The organism is Neochlamydia sp. S13, assembly GCF_000648235.2.
GTDB lineage: Bacteria > Chlamydiota > Chlamydiia > Chlamydiales > Parachlamydiaceae > Neochlamydia.
Map to the genome: position 1 here is coordinate 1,409,609 of NZ_AP017977.1, position 13,317 is coordinate 1,422,925.

The following is a 13,317-nucleotide window of genomic DNA, read 5'->3' on the forward strand; positions in this document are numbered from 1 at the left end:
TAATAACTAGATTAGGCTCTTAGTTGTCAAGATATTCGATAATACACATTTGAGTATTATCGCCCACACGACGTTGAGCTTTTACGATTCGTGTATATCCACCCGCTCTGCTTGCAAAGCGTGGTCCTAATACACTAAATAGTTTATCAATCACTTGCCTATCTGTATTATAGGCACTTGTGTCCCCTTTACGAGCAGCACGTGCTTCTTTGTCAGTCAACGCGTTGAAACGAACCATCATTTCACTAATTGCACGACGTCTGGTAGCTAAAGTGTTTTTCTTTGCTAAAGTGATCATTTTATCGGCATAACGACGTAGCGCTTTTGCTTTCGGCACCGTTGTTTCGATGCGCTCATTTTCGATCAATGATTTTAACATATTGGCAAACATACACCGTCTATGTGAACTGGTACGGCTTAGTTTACATGTATCTTTTCTGTGTCTCATATCTTATTACCTAGCTGCTAATCTTCAACTTTTGCTAATTCTTTTCTACCTTTTTTGTCTTCATTGTAATGCTTGATCTTATCTTTCACATTATCATGTGTAATACCATAGCGAGAAAGATCCATGCCAAGAGATAAATTCATTTCATGAAGTTTAGCTTTAATTTCATTTAAAGATTTCTTACCGAAATTTCGAAACTCAAGCATTTTCCTCTCAGGAATGGATACAAGTTCAGCAATTGTATCAATGTTTGCTCCACTCAAGCAATTGGTTGACCTAACGGATAACTCAATCTCATCAATACGAAGGCAAAGTTTTTCCATCATTTCATCTGCATCGCTATCTCCATCACCCAATCCTTCGTCAAACACAAGTGAGTGGGATTTGGCTTTTGTAAATACGTCGAAATGCTTAACACCAATTTGAGATGCAAATGAAACTGCTTCTACAGGAGTCACCCGTCCATCTGTCACGACTTCAAAGATTAAGCGATCAAAATCTGTATCCTGACCTACGCGCGTATTTTCTACAAAATAGTTAACAATACGTACAGGTGAAAAGGAGGCATCTAAAAGGATTTCATCAGCGGTTTTATCATAGATAATATGCCGTTCTGAAGGTACGTAGCCACGTCCTATAGCCACACGCAGATCTAATTGGCGTTTCATAGGCTTAGTAACCGTGAATAGATGAAGTCCCGAATTAACAACTTCATATGAACCATCTTTTACAATATCACCTAGAGTAACTTTATACTGACCATTATTCTTGTCAAGCTCCTCTTGAGTAATATCTAAAACACATGTCAAAATGCGAGTATCACGGCTGTAAGAACTTTCATCGGTGGGCAACTTTCTTAAAAGAGCACCTTTTAAATTGAGCACGATATTGGTCATATCTTCGATAACACCCTCAATGGCCATATATTCATGGGGCACCCCTTCAATACGCAAGGCAATAATAGCAGGAGCTTCTAGAGAAGAGAGCATCATACGTCGCATGGAGTTTCCAATTGTATGACCAAATCCACGCTCAAAAGGTTCTGCAATGATTCGAGCCACGTTGGAATTGTCTTTATCCTCTTCTACTAAAATTTTTTGGGGCATTTCGAACTTGCCGTATTTGACAGACATTAAGCGACTCCTAAATAATTAAAAATTTCTGAGTGTTTATTACACCCGTCTACGTTTACGAGGACGGCACCCGTTATGTGGTACTGGTGTGGTATCACGAATAGCAGTTATTAACAAACCAGTGCTTTGCAAACCGCGTACAGCAGATTCACGACCTGCTCCTGGCCCTTTTAGGTTAACTTCAATTTCTTTCATTCCTAACGACATAGCTGCTTTGCCTGCATCTTGTGCAGCTACAGTCGCTGCGAACGCTGAAGACTTACGAGAACCTGAAAAGTTTACTTTTCCGGCTGAAGACCAGGATATAACGCGACCCGAAGGGTCAGTAATAGCAATAATTGTATTGTTAAAAGTCGCCTTCACAAAGGCAATTCCAGATGGAACGTTCTGATGGCTTCTTTTTTTTGCTTTAACAGGCTTTTTTGTTGTTGTTGTGGCTGACTGCTTAGACAAAGTAGAGCACTCCTCTTAAAATTATTTCTTCTTATTAGCAACAGTTTTACGTTTACCTTTACGTGTACGAGAATTAGTCCTTGTACGTTGTCCTCGAACAGGTAAACCAGAACGATGTCTAGTTCCACGGTAAGAGTGAATAGATATTAATCGTTTGATGTTATTTTGAACTTGCCGGCGTAAATCACCTTCTACCATATATTCAGATTGCAGCAAGTTGTTAATACGTGCTATATCATCTTGGGTTAGCTTGTGAGCACGCATATTGTGATCAAACCCAAGCTTCTCAATAATCTCGTTTGATAAGCTACGACCTATTCCGTAGATATAGGTTAGTGCTATTTCTAATCTCTTATTATCCGGTATATCTATACCGATAACTCTAGGCATTGAATCTCTCCTAAAATTTCAAAAATGGAATTCGAAAATTTACCATACTTTCACTTTATTAGCAAAAGCTTTATTTATGAAAACATTTGACTTGCTGTGGATGTAATTATTTGAACTGTTCAGATGATTACATGTAAAGCTAGTTTGCAAATGCTATTATTATCCTCTTCCTCTTACTCTACCTTTCTTCATGAAGCCTTCATATCTCTTCATCAATAAATGGGATTCGATTTGCTTCATTGTATCCAAAACAACACCTACAAGAATCAACAAAGCTGTACCCCCAAAGAAGTAGCTAATCGTTGCTGGCACTCCTAATAAGCGGCCTATTATGGTAGGTAATACGGCAATCATAGCAAGAGAAATAGCTCCTATGAGAGTAATTTTATTCATAGTAGATTCTAAATAATCTTGGGTGGGCTTACCCTGTCTTATTCCAGGTATAAATGCTCCATTTTTCTTCATATCCGATGCTATCTGATCAGGTCTAAATTGAGTAGCCGTCCAAAAGTAGGTAAAAAATATAATTAAACCTACAAATAATAAGATATAAAGGGTACTTCCTGGAGATAGCCACTGAGCGATCTCACTTAATCGATTACCTGCTCCTGCAAAGGTAGCAATTATAGCAGGAAACATAAGCAAAGAGGAAGCAAAAATTACTGGTATTACCCCTGCATAATTAACTTTTAAAGGAATATAGGAGTTGCCTCCTTGTACTTCTTTTCTACCTACTACACGCCTAGCATATTGCAAGGGTATGCGTCGATGTCCTTGTATGACCAATATAGTTCCTAATGCTACTACAACAAATATCGCGATAAGCACGAGGACGGTCGTAAAATTCATTGCACCTGGTTCTTGAGAGTTTAAGTTTAACTGCTGAATAATCAGCCCAATCGCTGTAGGCAATTGCGAAACAATACCTACTGTGATAATTAAACTCATTCCATTACCAATTCCTCTTTCTGTAATCTGCTCTCCTATCCACATCAAGAGAACTGTTCCTGCGGTCATAGTGAAAATGAAAAGCAAATAAAATAAGAGAGGCATGCCCCAGATCTGAGCATCTAACAATTCACCTGTAATTATACCTGGGCGACTATAATTCATTTGGATGGCATATTTAGCAAACATCGCCGATTGGAGGATAGACAAAATGATTGTCAAGCCACGCGTATATTTGTTAATTTTTCTACGGCCCTGTTCTGCATTTTCTTTAATTTCACGCTGCAAAGAAGGCCATAGAGCCACCACAAGCTGCATAATAATAGAGGCAGAAATATAAGGCATAACACCCAAAGCAATCACTGTCATTTGGGAGAATGCTCCTCCCGAAAATATATCGACGAGTTGAAAAAGATTCTGTCCCCCGCCCGTCGCGTGCCTAAAAAAACTTACTGCCACTTCTCCATTGATTCCAGGGACGGGTATAAATCCCCCTACACGGTAGACTGCTAGCATTAAAATTGTAAATAGAATTTTTGCTCTTAGCTCTGGAATCTGAAAAACTTTCTGTAGCTCTTTGAACATCTTCTACCTCGATTTAGTAAGCGCTCTTAATCTCTAAACAATTTCAATAGCAATTTTTGCTTTTTGTAGCTTTTCTTGCGCTGCTGAGGAGACGGCTTTTACTTCAATTTTAACTTTTTTATTCAATTCTCCATCCCCTAAAATTTTTATCCCGCGAATTTTGCCACGAACAAAACCTTTTTCAGCGAGTGTTTGAGCATTTACAGTTTCACCGTCACTATACATCTCGTTAATTTGACCTAGATTGATAGTTTCATATTTATTGCTGAATCGTGCGTTACTAAAGCCTCGAATAGGTAACTTCATAAATAGACGGAATTGGCCACCTTCGTAACCTAAGCGTCTTTTATAACCAGAACGAGAGCCTGCTCCTTTTTCACCCCGGCCACAGGTTTTGCCAAGTCCAGAGCCAATTCCTCTACCCACACGTCTGCGTTTTTTTCTTTCTCGTGATACATCTTGTAATTTATCGAGTGATGTCATCCTTGACCTCTCATCTGTTTAATTTGCTCACGTTTTTTCAATTGGGACAAAGCTTTGAAGGTTGCACGTACCTGATTAATTGGGTTGTTAGAACCAACACTTTTTGCCATCACATCTTTAAGACCTGCTAATTCAAGCACAGCTCGTACTTTAGATCCAGCAATTACTCCTGAACCAGCCGGCGCAGGCTTAAGTAAAATAGCAGCGCCATCCCAGTTGACCAAAACCTCGTGAGGTACTGAAGTCCCCTCACTAGCAAAGGTGATCATGTTCTTGCGAGCAGACTCTCCACCTTTACGAATGGCATCAGTTAATTCATTGGCTTTAGCAAAGCCATAACCAATGCGGCCTTTTCCATCGCCCACTAGAATTAAAGCTGAGAAGCTAAACTTGCGTCCACCTTTTACTACTTTGGAGCAGCGGTTAATATAAAGAACTTTCTCGTTAAATTCAGAATTAGTTCTTTCTTTTTTGGGATTGTCATTACTTTTTGCCATTAGGTTTATCCTAAATTTTTTCCAAATAGTTTTAGAATTGAAGCCCAGCTGATCTTGCTGCTTCAGCAAGGGCGGCTAAAATTCCGTGATACTTGAATGGTCCTCTATCGAAGACGATTTCTTTTATATTATTTTTTTGTGCAATTTGCGCAATTTTCTCGCCAAGTTTAGCAGCTGAAAGTTTATTTTTTCTAGCGAATTCAGTATTCTTAAATTCATTTGAAAAAGTTGCAGCACTACCGATGGTAACATGGTTATCATCATCAATAAGTTGCACTTGAATATGCTTATTTGTTTTCACTACACATAAACGTGGCTTCTCACTCGTACCATGAATCTTTTTACGTACTCTTAATGCACGTTTAATGCGTAATTTATGTCTTTTTTTGGTTATATTAATCATACGATCCTCATTGAGCCTTTCTACCTAACAATTATTTTTTCGCAGAAGCCGACTTACCAGCTTTTTTACGGACATACTCGCCTGCATAACGAATACCTTTACCTTGATAGGGTTCTGGAGGCCTGATCGCACGAACCTGTGCAGCAAACTGTCCAATTTGCTGAGGGTCAGAACCTGAAATTACAATCGTCGTATTTTTCTCTACAGCTACTTGCAAACCCTCAGGTATTGTCAATTTAGTAGGATGTGAATAACCAACTTGTAAATCTAATAATTGACCCTGCACTACCGCTCTGTAACCTACACCGATCATTTCTAACTTTTTAGTAAAACCTTGCGATAAGCCTACCACCATGTTATTGATAAGGGATCGATAGAGCCCATGGTAATTACTCATTTTTTCATGCCCTGCGGTCAAATTAACTTGGAGATGATCGTTTTCAATGACCACCTCAATACCGGAGATGATTTCGCGGGTCAGAGTTCCTTTAGGGCCTTTAACGGTTAGGGTAGAATCTTCAAGCTTAACTTCTATACCTTTTATCAAGGGAATTGGTGCTTTTCCTTTACGAGACATTTATAAACTCCTTCTAATGGGCAAACTATACCTAAATATTACCATACCAGGCAGAGCAATTCGCCACCGATATGTCTTTTACGAGCTTCGTTACCTGCCATTAATCCTTGCGAAGTAGAAACAATAGAAAGACCTAATCCACCATAAAAGTGTGGAATATCTTCATGTCCAACATATTTTCGTAGGCCTGGCTTTGATACTCTTTTTAGTCCTTGGATAACAGGCTGTCGACCCTCAACATATTTGAGGAAGAGTCTGATAGTTCCACGGTGATTTTGGTCTTTATTTACTAAATAATTTTCGATAAAGCCATATAATTTTAGAATCTCCGCAAGGTTTTCTTTAAGCTTGCTCCAGCTAACATCTACATAACGATGTTCCGCTTTAGCAGCATTGCGAATCCTTGTGAGGAAATCGGCTACGGGATCACTAGGTATTGCCATGATTTCATCTCCTATCTTAAGCTATTACCGAAACCGGCAGGTTATTAAAAGGGAGTCCAAGCAGACGGAGGAGCTCTACACACTCAGCATCTGATTCGGCGCTTGTAACAAAGGTAATGTGCATCCCTTGCGTACGTTTAACTTCGTCAAGATTAATTTCAGGAAAAACCTGCTGATCATCAAGTCCTAATGTATAGTTGCCTTGCCCATCACATTTGGTAGGAAAGCCCCTAAAGTCACGTATACGTGGGCTCACGATGTTGGATAAACGATCAAGGAAATCATACATTCTTACTCCACGCAATGTGACCTTAATACCTATTGGTTGGCCTTCACGTAGTTTAAAGTTTGAAATAGCTTTTTTCGCTTTAGTAATTACCGGCTTTTGTCCAGACAACAGGGTCAACTCATTAACACAAGCTTGAATAGCATTTTTATCTTTTGAAGGTTCAGCGATACCCATATTGACCACGATTTTTTTCAAACCAGGGATGTTCATAGGGTTTGTATACCCAAACTTTTCTTGTAGCGCAGGCTTAACCTTTTCTAGATAATTTTTCTTTAACCTAGACATTATAACTTTCAACTCTTTTTAGATTTTGTTTTTTTAACAACACGATGAACAACATGCTTGTCATCTTGCTTGTAAACCCATTCCTTATGGCCTTCATCACTTTTTTGAGCCTTAAGTTTAACAGGGTTATCTTCAGTATTTAACACTTTTAAATTAGAGATATGAATACCTTTCTCTAGTTCAATGATACCGCCATGGGGATGAGCTTCACTTTTTTTAACATGCTTTTTGCGCAGATTAAGCCCTTGCACCAGGAGTTTATCACCCAAACGTGCAATCACTTCACCTTTTTGTCCTTTAAAGTTGCCCGCGATAGCGATCACTTTGTCGCCTTTACGGATTGCTTTATGTGTTTTAACTTTAGTCATTTACTAGCCCTTTTATTAAATCACTTCTGGTGCCAGTGAGGCAATTTTGAGAAAATCTCTATCGCGTACTTCACGAGCTACGGGTCCAAAAATACGTGTACCACGTGGATTGTTTTTGTCATCGATCAATACACAAGCATTCGTATCGAATTTCAAAACCGTTCCATCATCTCTTTTAATAGGTGCAGCCGTTCTGACAATAACTGCTTTTACTACATCGCCTTTTTTGGCTCCGCCTTCTGGTTCAGCTTCTTGTACTGAGCAAACGATAATGTCACCCACATGCGCATAACGGCGTTTAGAACCACCTAATACTTTAAAGCATTTGACGCGCTTTGCACCTGAATTGTCGGCTACTTTGAGCTGCGTTTCTTGTTGAATCATACGTTGCTAACTCCAAATATATTATACAATTTGCTAGGCGACAACACGCCATCTTTTTAATTTTGATAGTGGCCTTGTCTCCACAATAGTAACCTGTTCGCCTATTTCATAAGGCCGCCCTTCATTATGGGCAAAGACTTTCTTATTTCTTTTAGTCACTTTGCCATATACAGGATCTCGCAGCCTTCTTTCAATCTTGACGACTAAAGTCTTAGTCATTTTATTAGAGACTACAATACCTTTTTTCTCTTTACGATTTCCTCTTTCTTCCATCTTCTAACCTCAAAGTTGGTATATTATTTATGCTAACCGCTTTTTTTCGTTGATGACAGTCAGCAAGAGGGCTATTTCCCTTTTTTTATGGCGTACTAAATGAGGCTTTTCTACTTTGTTAGATTGCTTCATTTCATTTATAAGGTTAAAAAGATCTCTACGTGCATCCTTACAATTGGCTTCTAAATCTTCTAACGATTGATCTCTAAAATCTTTAGCTTTTTTCATCTTACTACCTTATACTTGTTCAACACGTTCGACAAATCGTGTCTTTAGTCCAATTTTAGCTGCAGCACGTCTCAATGCATGTTGAGCTTCTTCTTTTGAAACGTTACCCACTTCAAAAAGTATCCTACCTGGTTTGATAACCGCTACCCAATGGTCAAGTCCCCCTTTACCTTTACCCATACGCACTTCTTGGGGCTTTTTAGTAACGGGTTTATCCGGAAAAATTCTTATCCAAACTTTTCCTTTACGTTGGAAATAACGGTTAATAGCCACACGGCATGCTTCAATTTGCTGATTAGTGAGCCAACCGCGTTCTAGAGCTTGTATACCAAACTCACCAAAATGAACAAAGGTCGCTCCTTTACTCAAACCTGAGCAGGAACCTTTCATTGTTTTGCGGTGTTTTGTTTTCTTAGGCATTAAAGGCATTACTATTGGCCCTCCTTCACTTGATTATCTTCACCACGGTAAATCCAGACTTTCACCCCGATACTACCATAAGTTGTCTCTGCACGCCCCATGGCATAATCAATATCAGCCCGGAGTGTATGTAAAGGAGTGCTCCCCTCTTTATACCATTCTGTCCGTGCAATTTCTGCTCCACCTATACGGCCAGAACATTGCACTTTAATTCCTAGAGCACCAGCTTCAATACTAGATTGCATAGCTTTCTTCATTGCACGTCTGAAGGGAATTCGTCTTTCTAATTGCTTTGCAATGGCATCGGCGACAATTTTTGCATCAAGATCAGGTCTTTTAATTTCTTCTACTTCAATCCAGACTTCTTTACCTGTAAGTCTAAAGAGTTCTCCACGCAATCCTTCAATTTCAGAACCTTTTTTACCAATAACCATCCCAGGCCGCGCCGTGCAAATAGTCACTTCGATTTTTTCGCTCATACGTCGAATTTTTATTTGCGAGGTACCTTGACACTGAGGTTTTTTCATTAAATACTCGCGAATTTTTTTATCTTCGACGAGTAAAGTACCAAATTCTTGCTTATTCGCATACCACTTTGAACGCCATTTTTTATTCCGAATAAGGCGGAATCCTATTGGATTAGTTTTTTGTCCCATTCCTTACTCCTTTCCTGAACTGACTATAATAGTAAAGTGACTTGTTCTTTTTAAAATCGGATGGCGGCCACCCTTATTTTTGGGCTTTGCACGTTTAAGTCTTGGCCCTTCATCAATACGAACTTCTAAAACTTTAAGATCTTCGCGGCGTATATCTAGCTGCGTTTCAGCATTAGCAACAGCGCTATCTAAGGTTTTTTTCAAGAGACGCCCCGCCTTTAAATTGCTATACAATAATTGGAGGTTAGCTTGCGGAACAGGCAGTCCTCGTATTAACCCTGCGGCAAGCCGTGCTTTACGGGGGCTAATTCTAATATATTTGCTTATTGCTTTTGCCCTATTCATTTTGATTGTGCCTCTGCTTTCTTAATTGGATGACCTTTGAAATTACGGGTAGGAGAAAATTCACCCAGACGATGTCCAACCATATTTTCTGAGACAAATACAGAAATGAATTTTTTGCCGTTATGCACTTCAAAAGTGTGTCCGATCATTTCAGGAATGATCATCGATCGTCTTGACCATGTTTTAATTGGCGTTTTGCCCCCTTTACCATTCATATCTTCAACTTTCTTATGAAGATGATGATCAATAAAAGGTCCTTTCTTAAGTGATCTTGCCATACTTATTTTTTCCTTCGATCTTTAACAATAAACTTGTTCGATTTCTTCTGAGATCTAGTTCGAAGCCCTCGTGTATACAGCGCCCATGGTGTCTGTGGGATGTTACCCTTATGCTTTCCTTCACCGCCCCCGTGTGGATGGTCTACAGGGTTCATTGCAGTTCCGCGAACGGTTGGGCGAATTCCTTTCCATCGCATACGGCCAGCTTTACCTTCTACACGTAAATTATGCTCCGAATTAGAGACCATTCCAAAAGCTGCACGGCAATTTTCGCTTACCATACGCACTTCACCTGAAGGCATTCTAATCGTCGCATACCCGCCACTTCTGGCCATCAACTGAGCAGAAAGACCAGCAGAACGAACCATTTTAGCTCCTCTACCAGGAATCATTTCTATAGCATGGATGGTAGAACCCAAAGGCATAAATTTTAACTTCATGCAGCATCCTACACTAAAAGGAGGCTCATCACTTGTCTGCACTACATCACCATCTTTCAAACCATGGGGTGCCAAAATATAGCGTTTTTCACCGTCAGAGTAATTAAGCAGCGCTATATAAGCCGATCGATTAGGATCATATTCTATAGAAGCTACGCGAGCTGGTATATTTTCCTTATCTCTTTTGAAATCAATTATTCTGTAATGACGCTTATGCCCACCACCTTTATGACGGCAAGTAATATGTCCATTATTATTACGTCCATTCGTTCTTTTTTTAGGCAGCATCAGCGACTTTGTAGGCTTTACCTTAGCACGACTACCTTCTTTAGCACGAGTGAGCGTTTCATTGATCGGAAGGATTAATTGACGTGTACCCGCCGTTATGGGACGATATTTTTTTAACATGACTCTCTTCGCCTCTTATTTATACGTTATCAAGGCTATCGCCTTTTTCCAGGGTAACCATAGCTTTTTTAAAACCGGGCTTCATGCCTGAACGACCACGAACACGTCTTGCTTTAGGCTTAACGTTAATTGTATTGACAGCCACTACTTTAACATTTCTGTCGCTGTAAATTTCTTCGATGGCATTAGCAATGTCAGTTTTATTTGCTTTGCGATCGACTACGAATACATATTTCGGAGACTCGCAACGTTTCAGTGAGGGATTACTACTGGCATTTTTAAGCTCTTTCAATACCAAGGCTTTCTCTGTAACATGTTGATGTTTCACAACTTGGTAAGGATTTTTTTTTGACATTACTTGATTCCTTTCATCTATAACTTGGTGTTATTCCTTATCTATCAAGGACAAAGCCACTCAACCAATTCAATTAGGGCAGATTCCGTCACCACAATATCTTTGGCCACTAGAACATCATACCCACTAATATTAGTGGCTAGCGAAAACGAAACTTTTGGTAGATTACGCACGCTTTTAATAAAATTATCATGTTGATCATGATGGATGGACACGCGCTTTGTTTCTTCTTCAGTTTTAACTTCTGCATAATGAGCTTCACCTAAAAACATCACCCTATGATTTGCTAAGCCTGTGACCTTTAAAAAGTCGGCCATAACTTTAGTTTTAGGTTCATTAAGGACAGATTCTGTAAGAACATGTAAACGATTCGCAGCAATTTTTTCAGCAAGCAAACAGCGAATTGCAGCTTTTCGTTCTTTTTTGTTAATACGTACATGCTGATCAAATTTAGGCCTTGGTCCAAAAACACGACCGCCCCCTTTATATTGAGGAGCTGAAAGCATCCCCTGGCGAGCACGTCCTCCACCTTTCTGCGGATGAGGCTTTTTTGTTGAGTGATTAACCTCAGAACGAGTTTTAGTATTAGCTGACCATTGACGAGCATTGGCTCTGATAGCGACGATATAATCTTTAATCATCTGCCCGTGCGCTTCAGCATTAGCTAATCTTTCATCAACTATCACTTGGCCAGTTTCCTGACCTTTTAAATTATATTTTTTCAGTGTTGCCACAGGATAACTCCAGAAATTTTTTACTAGCTAGCTTTTTTTAAGCTTGTTTTTTTCACCGATGGGGCAATATAAACCAATCCATGCGTAGGACCTGGCACAGCACCCTTTACAATAATCACCTGTTCTGCAGGCTTTACCATTACAACTTCTAAATTTTGAATAGTCACAGTTTCACAACCCATATGACTAGGACGTGGGCTATTAGGAAGCGAACGACCTGGTGTTGAGCGCATACCTGTAGATCCAGCATGACGATGGAATCCCGAACCGTGTGAAGCAGGCCCCCCAGAATAATTATACTTTTTCATGGTACCTTGATAACCTTTACCTTTTGAAACTGCTGTAGCATCAACAAATTTTACATCAGCAAAAAGGTCTATCGCTAACTCTTGACCTACTTGGTATTGTTCAATGTTATCAACCTTTGCTTCCGAAAGGTTTTTACGTGGAGATACAGCTGCTTTGCTGTAATGTCCGCGTAAAGGTTTGGATAGACGATTTGCTAGCGTTCTCTGGTCTTTAACATGAATTTTATCAAAACCAATCTGAATAGCATTATAACCATCAATCTCTTTCTTCTTGATCTGGACAATAGCATTTGGTTGCACTTCAATAACCGTACCCACAATACTATTTCCATTCTCATCAAAAAGCTGGATCATTCCACGCTTTTTGCCCATCAGTTTAGGCGTCATATGAAAATCCTTAACCCAATATCTTGAGTATTTGAGCAATCATTTTTTTTATATTACAATCTAAGAAATGAATACCTGTATATCTAGTGCTAAGTTACGTGCGAAGCACGTTCTTAACAGAGCTAAACAAGTGAAAACATTTTTGGCAGCTTATTAAATATTTATCTAATAAAATTGCTTAAATGAAGAGACTATCAAAGTGGAGTATTTTTCTCAACAGATATTTAAAAAAAATTACTCTAAAGATTTACATTCCCCTTTACAGTTATCTCTTAAGAGCTTTTCTTTGATCAATACTTTGATAATCTCTCCATCTCTTAATTTTCTTTTTCTTTTTAGCCGCCCTACATCTGCTTTTTCTAGTGGTTCAATTAACTTAATCAGATCCTCCATTAAAGTTCCTCTAAGTACAGTTAAAGAACCTCTTTTCTTAACAGCTCCTTCTACTCTCACTGTAATGTATTCTTTGTAAGGTACTTTGATTAATTGGCTGTTGTTGACTTTTTTATTTAAAGAAATCTTACTTAGGTCCGCCTCAAGAAGAACTTTAGCTTGCTCTAAAACATTCGCTAAAGTAGCTGTTTTTTCAACGTTATATAAGCCTGGATACTCAACAGCTCCTTCTACACGTACAGTCTGATGTCTATTATATAAGTGATGAGGCTCAGAATATTTTCTAGAAGATAAAAACCGATGCTTATGAGTCAGGCAGGTCAATACGATCATAAATAAAATCAAGCAGATAATAACGACCCACTCACGCTTAGGAAGATTTTCTTTTGGAGCCATACTGTGCATA

General features: G+C 39.1%; 24 protein-coding genes. All 24 read right to left on the reverse strand.

What is annotated here, in order from left to right; all coding sequences use genetic code 11:
- Positions 1-19 precede the first annotated feature (19 nt).
- Positions 20-448, reverse strand: coding sequence for a 50S ribosomal protein L17 (rplQ, locus tag TY21_RS05420; protein ID WP_039383828.1), 429 nt, complete (start codon positions 446-448; stop codon positions 20-22).
- A gap of 17 nt (positions 449-465) precedes the next feature.
- Entirely contained in the window at positions 466-1,581 is a 1,116-nt protein-coding gene (locus TY21_RS05425) for a DNA-directed RNA polymerase subunit alpha (protein ID WP_039383827.1), read from the reverse strand.
- Positions 1,582-1,620: 39 nt separating this feature from the next.
- Positions 1,621-2,034 (reverse strand): 30S ribosomal protein S11, encoded by a 414-nt coding sequence (gene rpsK / locus TY21_RS05430; RefSeq protein ID WP_039383825.1) that lies wholly within the window; start codon positions 2,032-2,034, stop codon positions 1,621-1,623.
- Between the two features lie 21 nt (positions 2,035-2,055).
- Positions 2,056-2,424: a 30S ribosomal protein S13 gene (gene rpsM, locus TY21_RS05435; RefSeq protein ID WP_039383824.1), complete on the reverse strand. Its 369-nt coding sequence runs from the start codon at positions 2,422-2,424 to the stop codon at positions 2,056-2,058.
- A gap of 159 nt (positions 2,425-2,583) precedes the next feature.
- Positions 2,584-3,957, reverse strand: a complete 1,374-nt coding sequence (secY, locus tag TY21_RS05440; RefSeq protein ID WP_042241384.1) for a preprotein translocase subunit SecY — start codon at positions 3,955-3,957, stop codon at positions 2,584-2,586.
- 33 nt (positions 3,958-3,990) lie between these two features.
- Positions 3,991-4,440: a 50S ribosomal protein L15 gene (rplO, locus tag TY21_RS05445; protein ID WP_042241380.1), complete on the reverse strand. Its 450-nt coding sequence runs from the start codon at positions 4,438-4,440 to the stop codon at positions 3,991-3,993.
- Positions 4,437-4,937, reverse strand: coding sequence for a 30S ribosomal protein S5 (gene rpsE, locus TY21_RS05450; RefSeq protein ID WP_039383820.1), 501 nt, complete (start codon positions 4,935-4,937; stop codon positions 4,437-4,439). The genes rplO and rpsE overlap by 4 nt, the downstream gene beginning before the upstream one ends.
- A gap of 31 nt (positions 4,938-4,968) precedes the next feature.
- Entirely contained in the window at positions 4,969-5,340 is a 372-nt protein-coding gene (gene rplR / locus TY21_RS05455; protein ID WP_039383819.1) for a 50S ribosomal protein L18, read from the reverse strand.
- A 31-nt stretch (positions 5,341-5,371) separates the two neighbouring features.
- Positions 5,372-5,917 (reverse strand): 50S ribosomal protein L6, encoded by a 546-nt coding sequence (gene rplF, locus TY21_RS05460; protein WP_039383817.1) that lies wholly within the window; start codon positions 5,915-5,917, stop codon positions 5,372-5,374.
- Between the two features lie 38 nt (positions 5,918-5,955).
- The gene (rpsH, locus tag TY21_RS05465) at positions 5,956-6,360 is read right to left on the reverse strand and encodes a 30S ribosomal protein S8 (RefSeq protein ID WP_039383816.1); all 405 of its coding nucleotides are present in this window, start codon (positions 6,358-6,360) and stop codon (positions 5,956-5,958) included.
- A 16-nt stretch (positions 6,361-6,376) separates the two neighbouring features.
- Complete coding sequence (gene rplE / locus TY21_RS05470; RefSeq protein ID WP_042241377.1) at positions 6,377-6,934, reverse strand: 50S ribosomal protein L5; 558 nt, start codon at positions 6,932-6,934, stop codon at positions 6,377-6,379.
- 8 nt (positions 6,935-6,942) lie between these two features.
- On the reverse strand, positions 6,943-7,302 hold the full coding sequence (rplX, locus tag TY21_RS05475; protein ID WP_039383812.1) for a 50S ribosomal protein L24: 360 nt from the start codon (positions 7,300-7,302) through the stop codon (positions 6,943-6,945).
- 15 nt (positions 7,303-7,317) lie between these two features.
- The gene (gene rplN, locus TY21_RS05480) at positions 7,318-7,686 is read right to left on the reverse strand and encodes a 50S ribosomal protein L14 (protein WP_039383811.1); all 369 of its coding nucleotides are present in this window, start codon (positions 7,684-7,686) and stop codon (positions 7,318-7,320) included.
- A 33-nt stretch (positions 7,687-7,719) separates the two neighbouring features.
- On the reverse strand, positions 7,720-7,959 hold the full coding sequence (gene rpsQ, locus TY21_RS05485) for a 30S ribosomal protein S17 (protein WP_039383809.1): 240 nt from the start codon (positions 7,957-7,959) through the stop codon (positions 7,720-7,722).
- A 27-nt stretch (positions 7,960-7,986) separates the two neighbouring features.
- On the reverse strand, positions 7,987-8,187 hold the full coding sequence (gene rpmC / locus TY21_RS05490) for a 50S ribosomal protein L29 (RefSeq protein ID WP_039383808.1): 201 nt from the start codon (positions 8,185-8,187) through the stop codon (positions 7,987-7,989).
- 9 nt (positions 8,188-8,196) lie between these two features.
- Positions 8,197-8,616 carry a 50S ribosomal protein L16 gene (gene rplP / locus TY21_RS05495; protein WP_039383806.1) on the reverse strand — a complete coding sequence of 140 codons (420 nt, stop codon included), beginning with the start codon at positions 8,614-8,616 and terminating at the stop codon, positions 8,197-8,199.
- Between the two features lie 2 nt (positions 8,617-8,618).
- Positions 8,619-9,263, reverse strand: coding sequence for a 30S ribosomal protein S3 (gene rpsC, locus TY21_RS05500; RefSeq protein WP_042241372.1), 645 nt, complete (start codon positions 9,261-9,263; stop codon positions 8,619-8,621).
- Between the two features lie 3 nt (positions 9,264-9,266).
- Positions 9,267-9,608, reverse strand: a complete 342-nt coding sequence (gene rplV / locus TY21_RS05505) for a 50S ribosomal protein L22 (protein WP_039383798.1) — start codon at positions 9,606-9,608, stop codon at positions 9,267-9,269.
- Positions 9,605-9,886, reverse strand: coding sequence for a 30S ribosomal protein S19 (gene rpsS / locus TY21_RS05510; RefSeq protein ID WP_039383797.1), 282 nt, complete (start codon positions 9,884-9,886; stop codon positions 9,605-9,607). Before rpsS ends, rplV begins: the two co-directional genes overlap by 4 nt.
- 2 nt (positions 9,887-9,888) lie before the next feature.
- Positions 9,889-10,734, reverse strand: a complete 846-nt coding sequence (rplB, locus tag TY21_RS05515) for a 50S ribosomal protein L2 (RefSeq protein WP_039383795.1) — start codon at positions 10,732-10,734, stop codon at positions 9,889-9,891.
- Between the two features lie 19 nt (positions 10,735-10,753).
- Positions 10,754-11,089, reverse strand: coding sequence for a 50S ribosomal protein L23 (gene rplW, locus TY21_RS05520; RefSeq protein ID WP_039383793.1), 336 nt, complete (start codon positions 11,087-11,089; stop codon positions 10,754-10,756).
- A gap of 44 nt (positions 11,090-11,133) precedes the next feature.
- The gene (rplD, locus tag TY21_RS05525; protein ID WP_039383792.1) at positions 11,134-11,823 is read right to left on the reverse strand and encodes a 50S ribosomal protein L4; all 690 of its coding nucleotides are present in this window, start codon (positions 11,821-11,823) and stop codon (positions 11,134-11,136) included.
- A gap of 23 nt (positions 11,824-11,846) precedes the next feature.
- Positions 11,847-12,518, reverse strand: a complete 672-nt coding sequence (gene rplC, locus TY21_RS05530; protein WP_042241365.1) for a 50S ribosomal protein L3 — start codon at positions 12,516-12,518, stop codon at positions 11,847-11,849.
- Between the two features lie 234 nt (positions 12,519-12,752).
- Positions 12,753-13,307 carry an SLBB domain-containing protein gene (locus TY21_RS05535; RefSeq protein WP_042241363.1) on the reverse strand — a complete coding sequence of 185 codons (555 nt, stop codon included), beginning with the start codon at positions 13,305-13,307 and terminating at the stop codon, positions 12,753-12,755.
- Positions 13,308-13,317: the final 10 nt, after the last annotated feature.